Annotated in this window: 20 protein-coding genes; 12 read left to right on the forward strand and 8 right to left on the reverse strand. The window is 65.5% G+C overall.

Annotated features, from left to right (window positions below; all coding sequences use genetic code 11):
• Window positions 1-10 precede the first annotated feature (10 nt).
• From algG to AC3WL2_RS09465, 9 genes are all read left to right on the forward strand, one after another.
• Window positions 11-1567 (forward strand): mannuronan 5-epimerase AlgG, encoded by a 1557-nt coding sequence (gene algG / locus AC3WL2_RS09425; RefSeq protein ID WP_102682096.1) that lies wholly within the window; start codon window positions 11-13, stop codon window positions 1565-1567.
• Window positions 1568-1580: 13 nt separating this feature from the next.
• On the forward strand, window positions 1581-3023 hold the full coding sequence (locus AC3WL2_RS09430; protein ID WP_102682097.1) for an alginate O-acetyltransferase: 1443 nt from the start codon (window positions 1581-1583) through the stop codon (window positions 3021-3023).
• 7 nt (window positions 3024-3030) lie between these two features.
• Complete coding sequence (locus tag AC3WL2_RS09435) at window positions 3031-4134, forward strand: mannuronate-specific alginate lyase (protein ID WP_102682098.1); 1104 nt, start codon at window positions 3031-3033, stop codon at window positions 4132-4134.
• Window positions 4135-4313: 179 nt separating this feature from the next.
• Entirely contained in the window at window positions 4314-5771 is a 1458-nt protein-coding gene (locus AC3WL2_RS09440; RefSeq protein WP_102682099.1) for an MBOAT family O-acyltransferase, read from the forward strand.
• 10 nt (window positions 5772-5781) lie between these two features.
• On the forward strand, window positions 5782-6942 hold the full coding sequence (locus tag AC3WL2_RS09445; protein WP_102682100.1) for an alginate O-acetyltransferase: 1161 nt from the start codon (window positions 5782-5784) through the stop codon (window positions 6940-6942).
• A 20-nt stretch (window positions 6943-6962) separates the two neighbouring features.
• The gene (locus AC3WL2_RS09450; protein WP_102682101.1) at window positions 6963-7610 is read left to right on the forward strand and encodes an alginate O-acetyltransferase AlgF; all 648 of its coding nucleotides are present in this window, start codon (window positions 6963-6965) and stop codon (window positions 7608-7610) included.
• 35 nt (window positions 7611-7645) lie between these two features.
• On the forward strand, window positions 7646-9100 hold the full coding sequence (locus tag AC3WL2_RS09455) for a mannose-1-phosphate guanylyltransferase/mannose-6-phosphate isomerase (protein ID WP_102682102.1): 1455 nt from the start codon (window positions 7646-7648) through the stop codon (window positions 9098-9100).
• 142 nt (window positions 9101-9242) lie between these two features.
• Window positions 9243-9707 carry a multidrug transporter gene (locus AC3WL2_RS09460; RefSeq protein ID WP_102682166.1) on the forward strand — a complete coding sequence of 155 codons (465 nt, stop codon included), beginning with the start codon at window positions 9243-9245 and terminating at the stop codon, window positions 9705-9707.
• Window positions 9708-9855: 148 nt separating this feature from the next.
• Window positions 9856-10680, forward strand: a complete 825-nt coding sequence (locus AC3WL2_RS09465) for an SDR family oxidoreductase (protein WP_094011735.1) — start codon at window positions 9856-9858, stop codon at window positions 10678-10680.
• A gap of 43 nt (window positions 10681-10723) precedes the next feature.
• Here the strand turns inward: AC3WL2_RS09465 and AC3WL2_RS09470 are convergent, their stop codons facing one another.
• From AC3WL2_RS09470 to AC3WL2_RS09485, 4 genes are all read right to left on the reverse strand, one after another.
• Window positions 10724-12151 (reverse strand): efflux transporter outer membrane subunit, encoded by a 1428-nt coding sequence (locus AC3WL2_RS09470; RefSeq protein ID WP_102682103.1) that lies wholly within the window; start codon window positions 12149-12151, stop codon window positions 10724-10726.
• Entirely contained in the window at window positions 12148-13209 is a 1062-nt protein-coding gene (locus AC3WL2_RS09475) for an HlyD family secretion protein (protein WP_102682104.1), read from the reverse strand. The genes AC3WL2_RS09470 and AC3WL2_RS09475 overlap by 4 nt, the downstream gene beginning before the upstream one ends.
• 27 nt (window positions 13210-13236) lie before the next feature.
• Window positions 13237-14778 carry an MFS transporter gene (locus AC3WL2_RS09480; RefSeq protein ID WP_102682105.1) on the reverse strand — a complete coding sequence of 514 codons (1542 nt, stop codon included), beginning with the start codon at window positions 14776-14778 and terminating at the stop codon, window positions 13237-13239.
• 145 nt (window positions 14779-14923) lie between these two features.
• Window positions 14924-15829, reverse strand: coding sequence for a LysR family transcriptional regulator (locus AC3WL2_RS09485; protein WP_102682106.1), 906 nt, complete (start codon window positions 15827-15829; stop codon window positions 14924-14926).
• Window positions 15830-16089: 260 nt separating this feature from the next.
• Here AC3WL2_RS09485 and AC3WL2_RS09490 point away from each other — a divergent pair, with 260 nt between their 5' ends.
• The 3 genes from AC3WL2_RS09490 (at window position 16090) to AC3WL2_RS09500 (ending at window position 17466) form a co-directional block, all read left to right on the forward strand.
• Complete coding sequence (locus AC3WL2_RS09490) at window positions 16090-16536, forward strand: universal stress protein (protein WP_102682107.1); 447 nt, start codon at window positions 16090-16092, stop codon at window positions 16534-16536.
• Window positions 16537-16645: 109 nt separating this feature from the next.
• Window positions 16646-16972 (forward strand): type II toxin-antitoxin system PrlF family antitoxin, encoded by a 327-nt coding sequence (locus AC3WL2_RS09495; protein ID WP_102682108.1) that lies wholly within the window; start codon window positions 16646-16648, stop codon window positions 16970-16972.
• Window positions 16969-17466: a type II toxin-antitoxin system YhaV family toxin gene (locus AC3WL2_RS09500; RefSeq protein ID WP_102682109.1), complete on the forward strand. Its 498-nt coding sequence runs from the start codon at window positions 16969-16971 to the stop codon at window positions 17464-17466. Before AC3WL2_RS09495 ends, AC3WL2_RS09500 begins: the two co-directional genes overlap by 4 nt.
• A 44-nt stretch (window positions 17467-17510) precedes the next feature.
• Here the strand turns inward: AC3WL2_RS09500 and AC3WL2_RS09505 are convergent, their stop codons facing one another.
• From AC3WL2_RS09505 to AC3WL2_RS09520, 4 genes are read right to left on the reverse strand one after another with little or no spacing between them, the layout of a single operon-like run.
• Window positions 17511-18371, reverse strand: a complete 861-nt coding sequence (locus AC3WL2_RS09505; protein WP_102682110.1) for an efflux RND transporter periplasmic adaptor subunit — start codon at window positions 18369-18371, stop codon at window positions 17511-17513.
• Window positions 18372-18381: 10 nt separating this feature from the next.
• Entirely contained in the window at window positions 18382-18582 is a 201-nt protein-coding gene (locus tag AC3WL2_RS09510) for a DUF1656 domain-containing protein (protein ID WP_008097766.1), read from the reverse strand.
• A gap of 4 nt (window positions 18583-18586) precedes the next feature.
• Entirely contained in the window at window positions 18587-20764 is a 2178-nt protein-coding gene (locus AC3WL2_RS09515) for an FUSC family protein (protein WP_102682111.1), read from the reverse strand.
• Window positions 20761-22287, reverse strand: coding sequence for an efflux transporter outer membrane subunit (locus AC3WL2_RS09520; RefSeq protein WP_102682112.1), 1527 nt, complete (start codon window positions 22285-22287; stop codon window positions 20761-20763). Before AC3WL2_RS09520 ends, AC3WL2_RS09515 begins: the two co-directional genes overlap by 4 nt.
• Window positions 22288-22359 lie beyond the last annotated feature (72 nt).

Here is a 22359-nt window from a genome sequence, read left to right on the forward strand (position 1 = left end):
GAGGATAGCCATGAACCTGCACCCGAACCTTCGCCACAGCCTGCTCGCCAGCGCCCTGCTGCTGGCCGGCAGCCTTGCCCAGGCCGCCGAGCCCGAAATGGCCAAAGGGCTGCAACAGGCCAAGACCTATACCGTCTCCAGCGCGCCGATCGAGCCGCTGAAGATGGACCCGCCCAAGCTGCCCGACCTGTCCGGCTACACCGCACAGGCCGTGCAGCAGAAGATCGACCGCCGGCACAAGGGCAAGGTCAGCGTGCGCCGCATGCTTCAGGAGGACACCCTCAAGGAGTTCATCGGCGGCGACAACAAGGGCGCCGAATGGGTCCGCCGCCAGCACGGCATTCCCCAGGCGATCTTCGTCGATGACGGCCACGTCGACCTGGTGGAGCTGAGCAAGAAAGTCCCCAGCCAGTACCTGCGTGAAACCGCACCGGGCGTATACCTGGCGCGCCTGCCGATCGTGGTCGGGCGCAAGGGCGTGCTGGAGATCGACGGCAAGGTCAAGGAACTGCGCCTGTCCGAAGAAGGCGGTTCGTTCATCGTCAACGACGGCAAGCTGTTCGTCAGCGATACCCAGGTCACTGGATGGCGCGAGCAGGCCAATGGCCCGGCGACCTTCCGCAAGCCCGATGAATTCCGCCCGTTCCTGCTTAGCTGGGGCGGCACCGAGACCTATATCGTCAACAGCAAGATGGCCAGCTTCGGCTACGCCAAATCCAAGTCCTATGGCGTGAGCATCTCGCAGTACACGCCGAACATGGCCAAGCAGATGGGCCGCCCGGAACCCACCGGCTGGATCATCGGTTCCGAGTTCAGCGACATGTGGTACGGCTTCTACTGCTACGAGACCCAGGACTTCGTGATCAAGGACTCGACCTACCGCGACAACATCGTCTACGGCATCGACCCCCACGACCGCTCGCACCGCCTGATCATCGCCGGCAACACCGTGTATGGCACCAAGAAGAAGCACGGGATCATCGTCTCCCGTGAGGTCAACGACAGCTGGATCATCAACAACAAGAGCTACGACAACAAGCTCTCGGGGGTGGTGATCGACCGTAACAGCGTCAACAACCTGATCGCCTACAACGAGATCTACCGCAACCACACCGACGGCATCACCCTGTACGAGAGCGGCGACAACCTGATCTGGGGCAACAAGCTGATCAACAACCGCCGCCACGGCATCCGCGTGCGCAACAGCGTGAACATCCGCCTGTACGAGAACGTCGCCATGGCCAACGGCCTGGTGGGCGTGTACGGCCACATCAAGGACCTGTCCGACACCGACCGCGACATCGCCCTCGACCCGTTCGACACCAAGGTGTCGCTGATCGTGGTCGGCGGCGAGCTGGCGGCCAACGGCTCGGGCCCGCTGTCGATCGATTCGCCGCTGTCGGTGGAGTTGTACAAAGTGTCGATGCTGATGCCGCGCAAGGCCAACGGCATCAGCTTCAACGGCGTGCTCGGCGAGCGCCAGGACGAAATCCTCGACCTGCTGGTGCGCCAGCAGAAGGCCGTGCTGATCGACCCGGTCGAACGCCAGACCGAAATGATCGACTAAGGAAGCCCAGACCATGACTCCACACCTGATGAAACTGCTGGGCCTGTCCGCCGCCCTCCTGGCCATCAGCCAGGGCGTGCGCGCCGAAGACGTCAAGGCACCGACCTTCAGCGCCGAACCGTGCTGCCAGCTATGCCCCGAGGCTCACGACGCCAGCCGCTACACCACGCGCTACCAGCAGAACTTCACCACCCTGGTGCAAGCCCAGGGCGACTGGCTGTTCCGTACCCGTGAGGACCTGCGCACCGAGTTCGACACCACCCCAGGCGGCTACAAGCGCCTGCAGCAGGTGCACGACGCGTTCAAGAAGCGTGGCGTCGAGCTGGTGGTGGTGTACCAGCCGACCCGTGGCCTGGTGAACCGCAACATGCTCAACCCCGAAGAGAAGGCCGCCTTCGACTACCAGAAGGCGCTGCGCAACTACCAGGCCATGCTGCAGCGCTTCGCCAGGATGGGCTACAACGTGCCCGACCTGTCGCCGCTGACCAACGAGCAACTGGCCGCCGCCGACCAGGGCAAGGACTTCTACTTCCGCGGCGACCAGCACTGGACGCCCTACGGCGCCGAGCGCGCGGCGAAGATCGTGGCCGACACGGTGCACAAGATGCCGGCCTTCGAAGGCATCCCGCGCAAGGAGTTCGAGACCAGGAAGTCCGGGCGCATGGGCAAGACCGGCACCCTGCACAACGTCGCCGGCCAGCTGTGCGGCACCAGCTATGCGGTGCAGTACATGGACCAGTTCGCCACCGAACCGAAGGGCGCCGCCGGCGGCGACGACCTGTTCGGCGATTCGGGCAACGCGCAGATCACCCTGGTGGGCACCAGCCACAGCGGCAAGAACTACAACTTCTCGGGCTTCCTCGAGCAGTACATCGGCGCCGATGTGCTCAACGTCGCCTTCCCCGGCGGCGGCCTGGAAGGCTCGATGATCCAGTACCTGGGCAGCGAGGAATTCCAGAACAACCCGCCGAAGATCCTGGTCTGGGAGTTCTCGCCGCTGTACCGCCTCGACCAGGAAACCATCTGGCGGCAGATCCTCGGCCTGCTCGACGATGGCTGTGACGATCGCCCGGCACAGATGAGCGCCAGCGCCACCCTCAAGCCCGGCAAGAACGAGCTGATGGTCAATGGCAAGAACGGCGTGATCAAGGACCTGGTCAACCGCAACCACCAGCTCGACATCAAGTTCGAGGACACCTCGGTGAAGGTGTTGCAGGCCACCCTGTGGTACCTCAACGGCCGCCACGAGGACATCAAGATCGAGAAGCCCGAGACCTCCGACACCGACGGGCGCTTCGTCTTCCAGATGCGCGAGGACGAAGACTGGGCAGGCCAGAACCTGCTCGCCCTGGAGGTACAAGGGCCAGAAAGCGGTACGCAGAAAGTCGAAGCCAAACTCTGCAAACGCAACAACTTCGCCAGCCCCGCGCAGCACACCGCGCAAGCTGGCCAGTGAGGCGACCATGACCACCATAAGCAGCAAGACCGCACCCGCCCTGCTCGCCCTCGCCCTGTTCGGCGGCGCGGCGCAGGCCGCGCTGGTGCCGCCCCAGGGTTACTACGAGGGCATCGAGAAGCTCAAGACCGGCGACGGCAATTTCCGCTGCGAAGCCGCGCCCAAGCCCTATACCGGCGCGCTGCAGTTCCGCAGCAAGTACGAAGGTTCGGACAAGGCCCGGGCGACGCTCAATGTCGCCTCGGAAAAAGCCTTCCGCAAATCCACCGAGGACATCACCACCCTTGAGAAGGGTGTCAGCAAGATGGTCGGCCAGTACATGCGCGATGGCCGCCCGGCGCAACTGGACTGCGCCCTGACCTGGCTCGACACCTGGGCACGGGCCGATGCGTTGATGTCCACCGATTACAACCACACCGGCAAGTCCATGCGCAAATGGGCTTTGGGCAGCATGAGCGGTTCGTGGCTGCGCCTGAAGTTCTCCAACTCGCAGCCACTGGCGGCGCACCGCGCCGAAGCCGAGCAGATCGAGAAATGGTTCGTGCGCCTGGCGCGCCAGACCGTGCGCGACTGGAGCGACCTGCCGCTGGAGAAGATCAACAACCACAGCTACTGGGCGGCCTGGTCGGTGATGGCCACCGCCGTGGCCACCGACCAGCGAGAGCTGTTCGACTGGGCGGTGAAGGAATACAAGGTCGGCGTCAACCAGGTCGACGAGCAGGGCTTCCTGCCCAACGAGGTCAAGCGCAAGCAACGCGCCCTGGCCTACCACAACTACGCCTTGCCGCCGCTGGCGATGATCGCCAGCTTCGCCCAGGCCAACGGCGTGGACCTGCGCAAGGAAAACAACTTCGCCTTGCAACGGCTTGGCGAAGGCGTGCTGGCCGGTGCCCGCGACCCTGTTCATTTCAACACCCGCGCCGGCGTGAAACAGGACCTCAAGGACCTGAAGATCGACAGCAAGTACGCCTGGCTCGAACCGTGGTGCGCGCTGTACCAGTGCGTCGGCGACACCCTCGAGCGCAAGCATGACATGCAACCGTTCAACAGTTTCCGGCTGGGGGGTGATGTGACGCGGGTCTACGACCCGAGCGCGGAACAGAAAAAGTAACGCGATCCCTGTGGGAGCCGGCTTGCCGGCGATGGGCCGCACAGCGGCCCCCGACTATCGCTGGGCAAGGCTTCGCCGGCAAGCCGGCACCCACGGGGGACTAGGTTGCCTTCCGGTTTTTACTGGGGGGTTTGGGGGGCGCTGTGCCCCAGGTGCTGTGCATAACTAGGAGAACCGGGATGGTCTTCTCGTCCAACGTGTTCCTGTTCCTGTTCCTGCCGGTTTTCCTCGGCTTGTACTACGTGAGCGGGAATCGCTATCGCAACCTGCTGCTGCTGGTTGCCAGCTACATCTTCTACGCCTGGTGGCGGGTGGACTTCCTCGCCCTGTTCGCCGGGGTCACCCTGTGGAACTACTGGATCGGCCTGAAAGTCGGCGCCGCCGGCGTGCGCACCAAGCCCGCGCAGCGCTGGCTGCTGCTCGGCGTGGGCGTCGACCTGTGCATCCTCGGCTACTTCAAGTACGCCAATTTCGGGGTCGACAGCCTCAACGCGATCATGACCTCGATGGGGCTGGAGCCGTTCATCCTCACCCACGTGCTGCTGCCGATCGGCATCTCGTTCTACATCTTCGAGTCGATCAGCTACATCATCGACGTGTACCGCGGCGACACCCCGGCCACGCGCAACCTGATCGACTTCGCGGCCTTCGTGGCGATCTTCCCGCACCTGATCGCCGGCCCCGTGCTGCGCTTCAAGGACCTGGTCGACCAGTTCAACAACCGCACCCACACCCTGGACAAGTTCTCCGAAGGCTGCACCCGCTTCATGCAGGGTTTCATCAAGAAGGTGTTCATCGCCGACACCCTGGCGGTGGTCGCCGACCACTGCTTCGCCCTGCAGAACCCCACCACCGGTGATGCCTGGCTCGGCGCCCTGGCCTACACCGCGCAGCTGTACTTCGACTTCTCCGGCTACAGCGACATGGCCATCGGCCTGGGCCTGATGATGGGCTTCCGCTTCATGGAAAACTTCAAGCAGCCCTACATCAGCCAGTCGATCACCGAATTCTGGCGGCGCTGGCACATCAGCCTGTCGACCTGGCTGCGCGACTACCTGTACATCACCCTGGGCGGCAACCGCAAAGGCACCTTCAACACCTACCGCAACCTGTTCCTGACCATGCTGCTGGGCGGGCTGTGGCACGGCGCCAACTTCACCTACATCATCTGGGGCGCCTGGCACGGCCTGTGGCTGGCCATCGAGCGCGCGCTGGGGCTGGACACCAATCCGCAGCGTTTCAACCCGGTGAAATGGGCCTTCACCTTCCTGCTGGTGGTGGTCGGCTGGGTGATCTTCCGCGCCGAGAACCTGCACGTGGCCGCCCGCATGTACGGCGCCATGTTCAGCTTCGGCGACTGGCAGCTGTCGGAAATCAACAGCGCCCAGCTCACCGGACTGCAGGTCGCCACGCTGGTCGTCGCCTACCTCAGCCTGGCGTTCTTCGGCCTGCGTGATTTCTACCGCAACGCCAAGCCAACGCCAAAGGCAACGCCCGTGCAAATCAACGCCGACGGGTCGGTGGGGCTGGACTGGACGCGGATCATGACCCGCGCCCTGGTCCTGCTGCTGTTCGTCGCCTCGGTGCTCAAGCTCTCGGCGCAGAGCTACTCGCCTTTCCTCTACTTCCAGTTCTGAGGCCCCGATCATGAACCGGACACTTCGCATCACCTATTCGCTGTCGTTCATGGGCCTGCTGGTCGGGTTGGGCGCATGGTCGGTCGGCGGGCTGGAAAGCTTCAACCGCACCGGGCAGATGACCCTGCTCGACGGCAAGCTGGCCAAGGCCGCCGAAACCCACTACGACGAGCAGTTCCCGATCAAGCGCGTCGGCACCAACCTGTGGGCCGCGCTGGACTTCAAGCTGTTCAACGAAGGCCGCCCCGGCGTGGTGCTGGGCCGCGACCAGTGGCTGTTCACCGACGAGGAATTCAACCCCACCGCCGGCGCGCAGCAACAGATGCAGGACAACCTGGCACTGGTGCGTGGGGTGCGCGACGCACTGCAACGCCAGGGCGTGCAACTGGTACTGGCGATCGTCCCGGCCAAGGCCCGCCTCTACTCCGAATACATCGGCAAGGAGACGCCGGCCAGCCTGCACGACGACCTGTTCAACCAGTTCCACGCCCAGGCGCGCCAGGCCAATGTGTTCGCCCCCGACCTGCTGGCGCCGCTGGAGCAGGCCAAGGCCCGCGGCCAGGTATTCCTGCGCACCGACACCCACTGGACGCCGATGGGCGCCGAAGTGGTTGCGCAATCGCTGGCCGAAGCCGTCGACCGCCAGCAGTTGCTCACCGGCGAGCCACAGGCGTACATCACCGAGGCCGGCGCCAGCGCGCCGTACAAGGGTGACCTGACCAACTTCCTGCCGCTCGATCCGCTGTTCAGCAACCTGCTGCCCACTCCCGACACCCTGCAACAACGCAAGACCCACCCGGTGCAGGCCGAGGGCGGCGAAGGTGGCGACGCGCTGTTCGACGACAGTCGTATCCCGGTGGCGCTGGTAGGCACCAGCTACAGCGCCAACCCGCACTGGAACTTCCTCGGCGCCTTGCAACAGGCCCTGCGCAGCGACGTCGCCAACTACGCCGAGGACGGCCACGGGCCGTTGCTGCCAATGCTCAAGTACCTGCAAAGCGACGCTTTCAAAAACGCCCCGCCACAGGTCGTGGTGTGGGAATTCCCCGAACGGTATCTGCCAATGAAGAACGACCTCAGCGCCTTCGATCCGCAGTGGATCGCGCAGCTGAAGAACTCCCGCAAATCCGAAGAAAACCTGGCCCTGTCGTCCAACCGGACGGACCACTGAAGATAGAGAGGAACACGCACATGACCACCAAGACTTCCATTGCCAAAGCCCTCACCCTCGCCGCCGGCCTGACCCTGGCCTCGATGCAGGCCTTCGCTGGCGCCGATGCCGCCCTCTATGGCCCGAGCGCGCCGAAAGGCTCGACCTTCGTGCGCCTGTACAACGCCGCCAGCAGCCCCACCGCCGCCAGCGTCGGCAACACCCAGATCAAGCAGGTCGGCGCCCAGGCCAGCAGCGACTTCAGCTTCCTGCCCGGCGGCGACTACACCGCCCAGGTCGGCGGCAAGAGCGTGCCGGTCAAGCTGGCCGCCGACAAGTACTACACCCTGGTCAACAACAGCGGCGGCAACCCGCAGCTGATCGAGGAGCCACCGTTCAAGAACAAGCAGAAAGCCCTGGTGCGGGTGCAGAACCTCAGCGACCAGCAACTGACCCTGAAGACCGCCGACGGCAAGACCGAAGTGGTCAAGCCGGTGGCGGCCAAGGGCCGTGGCGAACGTGAAATCAATCCGGTCAAGGTCAACCTTGCCCTGTATGCAGGCGACAAGAAAGTCGGCGACGTCAAGCCCGTCGCCCTGGAGCGCGGCGAAGCGGCCGTGCTGTATGTCACCGGTTCCGGCAACAGCCTGTCGCCGGTGTGGGTAACTCGCCCCGTGGCTAGCAACTGATCCCCCTGCCTCTAAACGACTATTGGAGAAACATGATGATCCCGGTAATTCTTTCTGGTGGTAGCGGTTCGCGTCTGTGGCCTCTGTCGCGCAAGCAGTTCCCCAAGCAGTTCCTGGCGCTGACCGGCGAACACACGCTGTTCCAGCAGACCATCGAGCGCCTGGTATTCGATGGCATGGACACCCCCATCGTGGTCTGCAACAAGGACCACAAGTTCATCGTCCAGGAGCAGCTAGGTGCGCTGAAGCTGGAAACCCAGGCCATCCTCATGGAGCCGTTCGGCCGCAACACCGCGCCGGCAGTGGCCATCACCGCGATGAAGCTGGTCAACGAAGGGCGTGACGAACTGATGCTGGTGCTCCCGGCCGACCACGTGATCGAGGACCAGAAGGCCCTGCAACGTGCCTTGGCCCTTGCCACCGTGGCCGCCGAGCGCGGCGAAATGGTGCTGTTCGGCGTGCCGGCGACCAAGCCCGAGACCGGCTACGGCTATATCCGCTCCAGCCAGGACGCGCTGCTGCCCGAGGGCGTGGCACGGGTCGCGCAGTTCGTCGAGAAACCCGACGAGAAGCGCGCCAACGAGTTCGTCCGCGCCGGCGGCTACTTCTGGAACAGCGGCATGTTCCTGTTCCGCGCCAGCCGCTTCCTCGAGGAGCTGAAAAAGCACGATCCGGATATCTACGACACCTGCCTGCTGGCGCTGGAGCGCAGCGACGAAGACGCCGATGTGCTGAGCATCGACGAAGCCACCTTTGCCTGCTGCCCGGACAACTCCATCGACTACGCGGTGATGGAGAAGACCCAGCGCGCCTGCGTGGTGCCGCTGTCGGCCGGCTGGAGCGACGTAGGCTGCTGGTCGTCGCTGTGGGATGTGCACGAGAAGGACGACAACGGCAACGTCACCAAGGGCGACGTGGTGGTGCAGGACAGCCACAACTGCATGATTCACGGCAATGGCAAGCTGGTGTCGGTGATTGGCCTGGAGAACATCGTGGTGGTCGAAACCAAGGACGCCATGATGATCGCCCACAAGGACAAGGTCCAAGGCGTCAAGCAACTGGTCAACACCCTCGACGCCCAGGGCCGGACCGAGACCCAGAACCACCTGGAAGTCTACCGCCCCTGGGGCTCGTACGACTCGGTGGACATGGGCGGGCGGTTCCAGGTCAAGCACATCACCGTCAAGCCGGGCGCCAGCCTGTCGCTGCAGATGCACCACCACCGCGCCGAGCACTGGATCGTGGTGTCCGGCACCGCTGAGGTGACCTGCGACGAGAACGTGTTCCTGCTGACCGAGAACCAGTCCACCTATATCCCCATCGCCTCGGTGCACCGCCTGCGCAACCCAGGCAAGATCCCGCTGGAGATCATCGAGGTGCAGTCCGGCAGCTACCTGGGCGAGGATGACATCGAGCGCTTCGAGGATGTGTATGGGCGCACCTCGACGCCGGTGGAGCGTGGGGTTTCGGTGAAGACCATCGCGCAGTAACAGCTGCGAGCTGCAAGAAAAAGCGGGGGCGCGGTGAATCGAAATGCTCGATTCGTCGCGCTCCCGCTTTTTCTTGTGGCTTGCAGCTTGCAGCTTGGCGCTCCAAGATGATCAAACCCCCGCCACCAAGGCCTGCCCCACCATGATCATCGGCGCCCTGCTCATCCTTACCTGGCTGGTCCTGCTGCTGCGTTACCCGGCCAAGGCCCTGCCGATTTCCCTGGCCGCCGTGTGCGGCCTGGGCCTGGTGGCGCTAGGGGTGGTCTGGCAGGACACCCGCGAGGCCTCGCAGCTGGCGCGCCTGGACATTCGCCTGACCTACGCCCCCGACCAGTGCCCCGCCGACCGCGCCCTGCAGGTGCGCATGAAGAACGGCAACAAGGCGCCGCTGACCGAACTGCGCTGGCGCGTGGCCGCCTATGCACCCGGCGATACCGTGAACCTTGCCGAGAATACCTATGCAGCACCCCGCTATCGCGGTCCCGGCGAATTGCAGCCCGGCGTCGAGTGGAGCGACTGCCTGCCGGTGCCGCCGCTGCGCTCGGGGTATCGGCCGCAGACCCTGGAGTTTCGTGCCGAGCATCTGCAAGGTACATTCGCCAATTGATTCATTGCCTGTACCGGCCCTATCGCCGGCAAGCCAGCTCCCACAGGGATCACCGAAGCCCCTGTGGGAGCTGGCTTGTCGCAGCGGCGAACCGCAGCGATAGGACCGGGGCAGGTATTACGACCCTCCCAGACCTAAGGCCTACCCCATGCCCACCGTCCTCATCACCGGTTGTTCCAGCGGCATCGGCCGCGCCCTGGCCGACGCCTTTCGCGATGCCGGCCACGAAGTCTGGGCCACCGCTCGCAAGCCCGACGACGTCGACGCCCTGCTCGCCGCCGGCTTTGCCGCACGCCAACTGGATGTGAATGACGGCGAGGCACTGACCCGCCTGGCCGACGAGCTGGAAGACCGCCACGGCGGCCTTGATATCCTCATCAACAACGCCGGCTACGGCGCCATGGGCCCGCTGCTCGACGGCGGTGTCGAGGCCATGCGCCAACAGTTCGAAACCAATGTCTTCGCCCTGGTCGGCGTGACCCGCGCGCTGTTCCCGCTGCTGCGCCGCTCGCGTGGGCTGGTGGTGAACATCGGCAGTGTCTCGGGCGTGCTGGTCACCCCGTTCGCCGGCGCGTACTGCGCGTCGAAGGCCGCCGTGCACGGGCTGACCGATGCCTTGCGCCTGGAGCTGGCGCCGTTCGGCATTCGGGTGATGGAAGTGCAGCCGGGGGCGATCGCCTCGCAGTTCGCCAGCAATGCCCAGCAACAGGCCGAGCAGGTACTGGCGAGCGATTCGCCATGGTGGCCGTTGCGCGAACAGGTACAGGCCCGGGCGCGGGCCTCGCAGGACCGACCGACTTCGGCGGCGGTGTTTGCCCAGCGCCTGCTGGCCGCCACGCGCAAGTCGCCAGTGCCGGCGCTGGTGCGTATCGGCAATGGCAGCACGGCGTTGCCGTTGATGGCCCGGGTGCTGCCGCAGAGGCTGTTGGATTGGGTGTTGCGCAAACGCTTCGGGCTGTTGCGACCGCTCTGACGACACAAGGCATCGTGGGAGCGGGCTTGCCCCGCGATGCCTTTCAAACCTGATCGAACGCCTGCCAGCCGCCGCCCAGCGCCTTGTATAGCCCGACCAGCGCCTGCGACACCGCCGCCGAGCTGTCGATCCACTGTTCCTCGCTGGCCAGCAGCGCCGACTGCACCGTCAGCACGTTGAGAAAGTCCACCGCCCCTTCCACGTACTGGCGCTGCGCGGTCTCCAGGGCGATGCGGTTCTGCCGCACCGCCTCGGCCAGGTGATCACGACGTAGCTGGCTGGCGTTGTACAGGCGCAGCACGTCGTCGATCTCGTGCCAGGCACCGAGCACCACCTTGCGGTAGTTCAGCGCCGCCTCCTGCTGCTGGGCCTCGCGCAGCTCCAGGGCGCCCTTGAGCCGCCCGCCCTCGAAGATCGGCAGCGACAGCTGCGGGCCGAAGGCGAACCGGCGCGAATCCCAGCCGCCGAAATCGGACAGTTGCATGGCCTGGAAACCGACACTCCCGGACAAGCGGATGCTCGGGTAGAAGTCCGCCTTGGCCACGCCGATGCTGGCGGTGGCGGCATGCAGGCGGGCCTCGGCCTGGCGAATGTCCGGCCGGCGCTCGGCCAGCTCCGAAGGCACGCCGATGGCGAAGCGCTGCTGCGGCGCGGGCAGCTCGCCACCTTGCAGCAGCTCACGCTGCAGGCTGCGTGGTGGTTCGGCAGCGAGCAAGCCGAGGGCGTTGATCAGGTCGTCGCGACGGGCTTCCAGGGTCGGCAGGCGCGCCTCGATCGAAGCCACCTGGGCGCTGGCCTGGGCTACGTCGAGGCGGGTAGCGACCCCTTCAGCCTGACGACCTTCGGACAACTTCAGGCTGTGGCGGGCAACCTTGAGGTTGTCCTGGGTGATGTCCAGGGTGTGCTGCACGGCACGCAACTGGATGTAGTTGCCGGCGGTTTCCGCAAGCAAGGCCAGCAGCACGCCCCGGCGGTCGTTCTCCGCCACCGCCACGCTCGCGTCGGCGGCCTCGACCTGGCGGCGCACACGCCCCCACAGGTCAAGTTCCCAGCCGGCCACCAGGTCGCCTTGCCAGAGGTTGTACGCCGACTTGCCGGACTTGCCGGACGGGTCGTTCAGCCCCTCGGCGCTGTTGCGCGCACGGCTGTACCCGGCGTTCACGTCCACCGCCGGCAGCTCGTCCGCCGCCACGCTGCTGCGCAAGGCGCGGCTTTGCAACAGGCGGGCACTGGCCATGCGCAGGTCGAGGTTGCGTTCGGTGACCTTCTGGATCAGCGCGCTCAGGCGCGGGTCATGGAAGCTGTCCCACCAGCGCAGTTCCAGCGGTTCGGCCACCGGCTGGCTGGCCGCGGCAGCGCCTTGCGGCTCGGCCCAGTCCTTGGGCGCCTCGCTGTCCGGGCGCCGGAAGTCCGGGCCGAGGGTGCAGCCGGCCAGCAGCATGGCCAGCAGCAGAGGGCTCAGGCGTCTCATCGCGCAGTCACCTCTTTGCCAGCCAGCGTGTCGCCGTGGGTATCGATGGTCGCTTCCACCGACATACCCACGCGCAGGCGCGCCAACAGCGGCTGGCCGTCATCGAAGACGATCTTCACCGGAATGCGCTGCACCACCTTGGTGAAGTTGCCGGTGGCGTTGTCCGGCTTCACGGCAGCGAAGGTCACCCCGGTGGCCGGGGCGATGCTCTCGACACGGCCGTGGAGTTGTTCACCGGAGAAGGTATCGACGCTGATACTCACCGGTTGCCCCGGTTGCACATGGGTCAGTTGGGTCTCCTGGAAGTTGCCGACAATATAGGCGCGCTCCAGCGGCACCACCGACAGCAGCCGCGCCCCCGGATTGACGTAGGCCCCGATGCGCAGGGCGCGCTCGCCGACCATGCCGTCGACCGGCGCGGTGATGCGGGTGTAGGACAGGTCCAGCCGGGCTTTTTCCAGCCCGGCTTCGGCACGCTTGAGCTGGCCATCGGCGCTGGCCACCTGGGCGCTGAGGATGTCCACCTGCTTGCGCGTGGCCAGCAGCGCCGCCTGGCTGTTGGCCAACCGCGCACGGGCCTGGTCGACGCCGCTGCGCGCCTGCTGGGCATTCTGCACGGTGCCGGCGCCCTGCTCGGCCAGGCGGCTGTAGCGGGTCACCTCGTGGTCGGCGAAGGCCGCCTCGGCCTGGGCCGCCTTCACCGCCGCCTCGGCCTGGGCGATCAACGAGGCCTGGCGTTCGAGGGTGGCGCGGGCATCCAGGCTCTGCGCCCTGGCCACCAACAGCTGGGCCTGCGCGGCGTCGAGCGCGGCCTGGTAGTCGCGCGGGTCGATGGTCGCCAGCAACTGGCCGGCACTCACCTGCTGGTTGTCCTCCACCAGCACCTCCTTGATGAAGCCCGCCACCTTCGGCGCCACCACCGTGTAGTCGGCGGTCACGTAGGCGTCGTTGGTGCGCTGGCGATGATCGCTGCCGAACATCCAGGGGCCGACCAGGGCGGCGAGCACGGCCACGGCGAGTGCCGAGCCGATGAAGAGCGTCTTGCGGTTGTTGGTCATCTTTCTATCTCGAATTCAGCCCCGGCTTCAGGCCACCGCACGCGGCGGGAAGATCCGGGTAGGCACGAAGGGGATCAGGCAGATCATGGCGACGGCGATACCCGCCATCACCAGGTAGAGGTCGGCCGAGGTCAGCACCAGGGCCTGTTCATGGATGCGCTTGGCCAGGCCAGCGGCGTTGTCGTCGATCAGCGGCGCGTTGCCCAGGCTGTCGACCAGGTGGTTGGAATGAAAATGCCGGCGCAGGGTGCCAAGGGCGTCGAGCAGGCCGCCGGCGATCACCGCCGAGAGCCCTTTGACCGTGTTGAACCAGGCGGAAGCGAACGGCCCTTCCTGCGGGGTCATGCCATTGGTGGAGAGCATCAGCAAGGGCAGCACCGCCATTGGCTGGCCGAACACCTGCAGCAGGTAGAAGGGGTAGAAGTCGCCGCGAATCCACTGCGAGGTCAGCAGGCTGCTACCCACACACGACGCCGCCAGCATCGCCAGGCCCACGGCCAGCACCCAACGGCAGTCCACCGCGCGGATGTTGCACAGCGCTGCGGTGAGCGGCAGGGCGAGCAACTGCGGCATGGCCACCAGCAGCATCAGCGGGCTGGTTTGCGCCGGGCGGTAGCCCTGGATCTGCGCCAGGTACGCCGAAGGAATGCTGCCCACCCCGGACAACACCACCAGCACACCGGCCAGGGTCACCAGGGCGAAGCTCAGGTTGCGCCGCGAGAGCATGCGCAACTGGAAGAACGGCAGCGGCTCGGACCACTCGTTGTACATGAACAGCACCAGCAACAGCAGGCCGCCACCGAGCAGCCAGCAGATCAGCGGCGAGTCGAACCAGCCCCAGCGGTCGCCCAGCGACAGGCCAAGGACGATGCAACTGATCGCCGGCAGGCCAAGCAGCACCCCGCGCCAGTCCAATTGCCTGAAGCGCTCCAGGCGCAGCGGATCCTGGGGCAGGCCCCAGCCGACACAGGCGATTGCCAGCAGCGACGGCAGGATGATCTGCCAGAACGCCCACTGCCAACCGACGTACTCGGTCCACAGCCCGGCCAGCGGCGTGCCGAGGTTGGGCCCGAAGGTGGCGGTCAGGGCATAGCAGGCCAGGCCATATATCTTGATGCCCGGTGGCAGGAAGCGCAGCGCCACGCTCATCAGCATCGGCGGCAAGGCGCCCGAGGCGAAGCCCTGCAGCACACGCAGCAACATCAGGCTGTGCAGGTTGGGAGCGAAGGGTTGGATCAGGCCGAGCACGGCAAACAGGCCGACGGCGGTCATGGTGAAGCGGCGCAGCGAGAAGGTGGTCGCCAGCCACGGCGCGAAGGCCATGGCCGAGACCGAGGCGGCGCTGTACACCGCCAGCAACCAGGCGCCTTCGTCGGCACCGATGCCCATGGCGCCACGGATGTCGCTCAGGGAAATCTTGGTCACCGCCTCGTTGAGCCCGGCGCACAGCACCGCCAGCAACACGCCGAACAGCCCGACCACCACCCGCAGGCCGAACGCCGTCTGCGCGGGGGCGGCCGGCGCAGGGGCGGCGGCCAGCGCGGCGGAAGGCGCGGTCAGGGAACTCATGGATAGACATCTCCAGCAACATTTTAAGGGCTGGGGGAAGTCTAAGAAGGTCCAATGCTGACGAAAACTGACTTGTTGGCAGCTTTATGTTGCGCCAGACGCAATCCAGATTGATTTGCCGACTATGGAACGCAAACGTTGCCGATCAAGGATCGATGCTGCCGCAAGCCTTCAACGTCTGCCGCAACCAGCGGTGCGCCGGGTCATTGTCGAAGCGCGGATGCCAGGCCTGCATCACGTTGACCTTCTCCAGCGGCACCGGGATCTCGAACGAACGCAAGGGCAGCTTCAAGCGCTGCACGCTGTTGAGGATATTGGCCGGTATCGGCAGGATCAGATCTGAATCCGGCAGCGAAAACATTGCCGAATGGAAGCTGGTGGTGATCAGCGCCACTCGCCGCTCCACCTTGCAGTTGGCCAGCGACACGTCGATCGGCCCGTTGGCGCGACCACGCCGGGACACGCTGATCTGCGGGTAGGCGGCAAAACGCTCGGGAGTGATCACGGCATCGAAGATCGGGTGATCCTCACGGGCCAGGCCGACAAAGTAGGTGTTGAACAGGCTCTGCACCTTGATCTCCGGCCCCAGCTCGATGGCCGAGCTGATGATCAGGTCGATCTGCCCGTTGCGCAGCACCGCATCGTCATCGCCACTGCCCTCGGGCACGAAACGCAGCACCGTGCGCGGCGCCTGGGCCAGCATCATGCGCAGCAACTGTGCGCCATACAGGGCAATGAACAGGTCGTTGGTGCGGATGTTGAAGGCGCGGTCGAGGTTGACCAGGTCGACGGCATCGCGGCTGCGAAACACCAGGCCAGCCTGCTCCACCAAGCCATGCACCTGTTCGCGCAGGGCCAACGCTCGCGGGGTCGGCACCAGGCCACGGCCGGCACGCACCAGGATCGGGTCGCCCATGGCCTCGCGGATTCGCCCGAGGGTCCGGCTCATCGCCGCCGGGCTCAGGTTCATGCGCTGGGCGGCGCCCACCACACTGCCTTCGTCGAGCAGCACATCGAGGGCGACGAGCAGGTTCATGTCCGGGAGTTGCATGGCCGTTTTCCGTGACAGCTGTGGGAAACGCGATGGTAACAGGTTGGCCGATTGCGTCTGACGCAATGGCGCCGTGCGTGGGGGACCATTTATCCGCAGAGGTTATTGAATCGACAATGGTGTGGCCTCACCGCCGGTAAGCCGCGGCCGCGAACCGCAGCGCCTACAGGCAGCGCATCTCCCTGTGGGCGCCGCGGTTCGCCGTTGCCACTTGCCGGCGATGAGCGCAGCACTGCCATCCATTCTCCAAAGGATTGCCCATGCCCCACCCGGTTCTGATCGCCATCGACGCCTCCCCGGCAGCCACCAGCCTGCTCACCCTCGCCCAGCGCTACTGCCGCCCCGGTGAGCACACCCTGCATGTGCTGCTGGCCATCGACTCGACCTTCGCCGTGCACGACAACCGCACGGCCTACACCGAGCAGGAGTTGGAGGAATACCCCGCCGCCTGCGACGAACAGCAACAGGCCGAGCACGCCGTGAACAGCGCCGTGAGCATGCTGCGCGAAGCCGGCTTCGACAGCCTGGGCTGCATGGTCGCCGGCCAGCCGGTGGAGGCGATCGTCGCCAAAGCCCGGGAACTGGAGTGCGAACTGGTCATCATCGGCCACCGCCACCTGACACGGCTAGGCAGGCTGCTGGATCCGTCGATCAGCGCCAAGGTGATCGACCGGGTGAAGGTGCCCGTGCTGGTCGGGGCAGCTTGAGCCAGGAAAACCGTTGATCAGCCAGTACACACGAGGTAATGCAACTGCATTGACCAGGTAATGCACTCGCATTACCGTGGCCGATATTACCCCTCGCGGACTGACGACCATGGCTACTACCTTCGAAGCGGAATCGACCCTGACCGAGCGCTACCAGACAACGGTCCCCGAAACCGTTCGCCGCGCGTTGGGCCTGAAAAAGCGTGACAAGATTCACTACTCGATCCGCCCTGACGGAGCAGTGATACTCACCCGCGCAGAGACAGCCGAGGAAGACCCTGCCGTGGGGCAGTTCCTCGAATTCCTGGAGCGGGATATCGCCACGAACCCGCAACGTTTGAAGGTTGTCGATGCAGAGTTTGTCGCTCGCCTGAAGGCACTGGTTGGCGATGAAGAACTCGATCTGGATCAACCTCTTTCGGCGGATGATGAATGACAGATGCTGACCTCCCCCCCGTTTCTTCAACTGGCTGGACGGTGTTCGCACACCCCATGTTCCTCGATAAGCTGGACCAGCTGAAAAACGAACTGGAGGTCCTGAAGCGCAAGGCCCCCGATAGCTACACCAGGAAGAATGCCTGGAAACGGCTGACTGCAATTATTCGCCTGGCTTTTGATGGCATCGCGCAGGATCCAACCAAAACCGAGTATCGCCAGGGCAACACCCTGGGAGATGCCCACCGGCACTGGTTCCGGGCGAAGTTCTTCCAGCAATATCGTTTGTTTTTCCGTTATCACGCGTCGAGCAAGATAATCGTCCTGGTTTGGGTAAACGATGACGACAGCAAACGCGCTTACGAAAGCAGTGACGATGCCTACAAAGTGTTCCGTCGCATGTTGGGCACCGGATACCCGCCTGACGACTGGAGTCAGCTGTTACAGGAAGCAACTGCAGCAACAGCCCGATTCAACGCCACCCTCAAGCGCTGACATTTGCCCGCCAATTTATCGATGGCGTCAGCGCGAGAACTGGATCAGCCCTCGCTCGGCTTGACCACCACGGTACACGTGGTCCCCGCCGCCAGCAGGAACCCTTCCGGCACTTCATCGATATGGATCCGCACCGGCACCCGCTGCGCCAGGCGCACCCAGTTGAAGGTCGGGTTCACATCGGCGATCAGCTCGCGGCTTTGCGGGTTGTCACGGTCGTAGATCCCCCGGGCGATGCTCTCCACATGCCCTTTGATGCGCTCGCCGCTCATCATCTGCAGCTCGGCCACATCCCCTACCTTGACGTGGGGCAGCTTGGTTTCCTCGAAGAAGCCGTACACCCAGAACGACTGCTCATCCACCACCGCCATCACTGCCTCGCCGGTGCGGGCGTAATCGCCCTTGTGGATGTTCAGGTTGGTCACATAGCCATCGACGGTGGCAACGATCTGCGTGCGCTTGAGGTTCAGTTCGGCGGCGGCCAACTGGGCCTGGGCGTGCTGGTAGTCGGCCAGGGCGGAGCTGGCGATGTTGCTGGCGTCGTCGCGGTTCTCTTTCGAGATGACCAGGTTGTCCATGTCGGCGCGGCGCCTGGCGTTGACCTTGCGCATTTCCCAGGTGGCCTTGCGCGAGGCCACCAGCGCCTTGGCCTGGTCCAGCGCCAACTGATAGTGCTCGGGATCGATGCGGATCAGCACGTCGCCCTTCTTCACCCGCTGGTTATCCTTGACCGGCACATCCACCACATAGCCCGGCACGTCGGCGGCAACGTTGATGATATCGGCGCGCACCCGGCCGTCGCGGGTCCACGGCGTGGTCATGTAGTGCAGCCACAACTGGCGGCCAATCACCACGGCAGCGGTCAGCACCAGCAGGGTGGCGATCAGGCTGAAGAACTTTTTCATTGCAGGATTCTCACCAGTAGAGCGACAGCGCCAGGGCGCCGAACAGGCAGACGAACAGGCTCAGGCGCAGCAGCGCCGGGTGCCAGAAGAAGCGGTAGCCATCATGGCTGGCGATGAACCGGTCCAGGCCCCAGGCCAGGCCCAGGGCGAACAGGAACATCAAGGTCATGGTGGGCATGTACACGCCATGGAAGGCGATCTCGCGGGGCATGGTTTCACGGAGCATCGTGCAGTCCTTTCGCCGGTGCCAGCGGCGACTGTGGGTCGAGCAGGGAAGAACGGATGAAATGCAGGTAGCTCTGCGCCCGGCGCAGCACCGAGGTGTCGAAGTGCCGGGCGAAAGGTTCATCGGTGGCCTGCACGCGGCTGATGGCATGGTCCACCGCCACCAGGGCGCGTTCGTGGTTGCTGGCGCTGGGTTGCAGGAACAACCGCGCCAGGGCCCGGCCCATGACGCGGATGGCCTGGCGCCACGGCTGCGACTCGGCGTAGGCCGGGTGCACCGGGGCGCGAGCCTGCTCCTTGCGCAGCTCGATAATGGCGTGGCCGATCTCCAGCACCGTGAACATCCAGCCCATCAGCTGGCTCTGCACCTGCGGCTTGCCGGCGGCCAGGCCGTAAGCCTGGTGCAGCAGGTCGCGGGTACGGCTCTCGAAAGCCGAGCCCAGCCCGCGTAGGCGCCCGCTGATGGCGAACAGCACCTGCTCGCGCAGCTCCTGCTCCAGCCGGCTCCACAACCAGCGGCTGTTGGGCGGCAGGATGATCGCCCCGGCCGCGGCGCAGACGAACATGCCGATGACCATGCCGATGTAGTCGTTGATGAAGGTGTAGGGGTCGTAGACCGTCAGGTTGTTGGGCACCGAGCCGATGGCAAAGAACACCAGCAGGCCCAGGCCGTAACCGGCATAGGCCGGGCGCGAGGCAAGGAACGCGCCGAACACGAACACCGGCGCCAGGACCATGCACAGCAGCGCGAAGCCGTCGATCCAGGGGAACACGAAGAAGGTTTCGAAGAAGCCGACAAAGGCGCCGATCGCCGTGCCGCAGGCCATCTGGAACGCCATGCGCTTGGGATTCGGCGATGCCGCCGACAGGCCCACCGTGACCGTGGCGATCAGCGTCATCATGCCGCCACTGGGCCAGTCGCTGAGCAGCCAGTAGCTGCCCAGCAGCAACAGCACCGCCGAGGCGCGCACTCCAGCGGCCAGCGATACCAGCCAGCTGGTCTGGGCCACATAAGGTTCATCCCACTGTTCGCGTTCGTGCTTGTGCACGGCCAGCGAGGCGTGGGTCTCGGCGTAGCTGTACATCTCGTCGACGAAGCGGTACAGCAGCTCGAAGGCGGTATGGAAGTCGAGCAGGTCGGCCTCGCTGGGGCAGGTCTGCAGATACTCGGCGCGCAGACCACGCACCTGGGCCTGCAGGCCTTCCTTGTAGGTGCCCAGCTCCAGGGCCAGGCGCAAGGCGTCGGCGTCGGTCAGTGCCCGGCCGACGTAGGGCTGCAGCAGCTCGGCCAGGGTGGCCAGCCCGGGTTCGATGGCGCCGACGATCTGCAACGGGCCACGGGCGCGCAGGCGCTCGAGCAACCGGTGCAGGGCGTTGAAACGCGTGGTGATGGCCATGAACTCGCTGTTCATCCGTACCAGCCGACCTGAGCGCCGGCGCATGTGCGGGTCTTCGAAGGCGGTGACGTTGCGCAGGCTCTCCAGGCCCACCGCCTCGGCGACAAAGCGCACATTGCTGGTCTCGAAGCGGTCGCGCTGGCTGTCGCCGCGCAGGGCCTCGACCACCACCCCGGCGAATACACCGAAGCGCTGGTAGAGGGCGTTGCGCATGGCGGCACTGGCCGATTGCGGCAGGATCGCAGCGCTGACGAAAGTCGAAACCAGAATCCCCAGGGCAATCTCCAGCACCCGCCACACCGCCGCCATGAACGCCTGGTCGGGGTGCTGCAGCACCGGCAGGCCGATCATCGCCGCGGTGTAGCCGGCCAGCACGAAACCATAGGCGCGGAAGGTGCGATAGCGCATGGCGCCCGCCGAGCACAGGCCGACCCACAGGGCCAGGCTGGGCAGGAACAGCTCGGTGTTCTGCGGGAAGATCGCGATCAGCGCGACCATCATCGCCGAGCCGGCCAGGGTGCCGAGCACCCGGTAGAAACTCTTGGCGAACACATGGCCGCTCTGCGGCTGCATGACGATGAACACAGTGATCATCGCCGTGCGCGGCTGCGGCAGCTCCAGGCGCATGGCCAGCCACAAGGTGATGAAGGCGGCGGCCAGGACTTTGAAGATGTAGACCCAGGTGACGCCGTCGGTCCGCGCCCAGGCAAAGAAACCCCGGCGCCATTCCAGGCTCCGCAGCCAGCGCAAGGGCAAGCTCGATGTGCTCATTCGGCGTAATCCGGCGTGTCGAAGATGGCCAGGGTGGCCGGCGTTTTCGGTGCGGCCTGGCGCTCTTCGTCCGGCACGTCCTTGCCCGCCTCCAGCCCGCCGCCCAGGGCCGTGACCAGTTCGGCATGGGCCACCAGGCGCGCGGCCTGTACCTGCTGCTGCACCTGCTGCTGGCGGAACAGCAAGGTCTGGGCGTTGAGCACGTTGAGGTAGTCGGTGAGCCCGCGCTGGAAGGCGACGGTGGCGATGTCGTAGGTCTTCTGCGCGGCGGCGACGGATTCGGCGGCGAAATGCGCCTGCTCCTTCATCGACTCACGGCGGATCAGTTGGTCGGAGATGTTCTTCAACGCGCCGATCACCGTCTGGTTGTAGTGCGCCACGGCCACGTCGTAGCCCGCCGAGGCCACGCCCAGCTGCGAGCGCAGGCGCCCACCATCGAAGATCGGCAGGCTGATGGCCGGCCCGACGTTGTAGTTGAATTTACGCCCGGTGATAAATTCCAGCGGGCCGCCCCCGGTGGCCATGAAGCCCAGGCCGCCGACCAGGTCGACATTGGGGAAGAACCCGGCGTGGGCCACGTCGATGCCACGGGCCTGGGCCGCCACCTGCCAGCGGCTGGCGACCACGTCGGGGCGCTGGCCGACCAGCTCGGCGGGCAGGTTCGAGGGCAGTTTCAGCGGCGCGCCGAGGGTCAGGGTCGGGCGTTGCAGTGTCGCGCCCTCCCCCGGCCCCTTGCCGGCCAGGGCTGCCAGCTGGTTGCGGGTCAGGGCGATCTCTTCGTTGAGGCTGTCGATCTGGCGGTGGGTTTCCGGCAGCGGCGCCTCGGCCTGGCTGACTTCGAAATGGGTACCGATGCCACCGTCCAGGCGGCGCTTGGCCAGGGCGACGATCTGCTCCTGCTGCGCAAGCTCGGCCAGCACGATATCGCGCCGGGCGTAATGCAGGCTGAGCTGGATGTAGGCGCGCACCACGTTGTTCTCCAGCTCCAGCTGGGCCTGGCGCGCCTCGGCGACGCTCATGTGCGCCTGGTCCACGGCCTGCTCGCTGGCATTGCGCTCACGGCCCCACAGGTCCAGCGCGTAGCTCAAGCCGATGGCGGCGTTGTTGTCCCAGGTGTTGGCGCCGGACAACGCGCCAGGGCCATAGAACTGATCCTCCGGCCAGTTATGGCGCTTGAGCGTGGCAGTGCCGTTGACCTGCAGCTTTTCCGCCGACTCGACCACGCCGGCCATGGCCTTGGCTTGGCGCACGCGTGCAGCGGCCATCGCCAGGCTCGGGCTGCCGGCCACGGCCTGGATGATCCAGGCGTCGAGTTGCGGGTCGCCATAGGCGCGCCACCATTGCTGGGCCGGCCAGTGGGCGTCACGCGCAGCCTCACGGATGGCGTCGTCAGTGGTCAGTTGGTTGGCTTGGAGTGTCTTGCTTTGCGGGGCGATGCCCCAGGTTCCGATACAGCCGCTCAAGGTGAGACAAAGGGCACAGGCACTGAGCGCGCTAAGCGCTCTGATGTTGCGACGCGGCACAGCTGCGATTTCCCGAGGAAGAGGTGGAGGGGCCGGGCAATTCTAGGGGCGGGTTTCATTGGCGATAAGCGT

This window comes from Pseudomonas sp. FW305-96 (assembly GCF_058783825.1).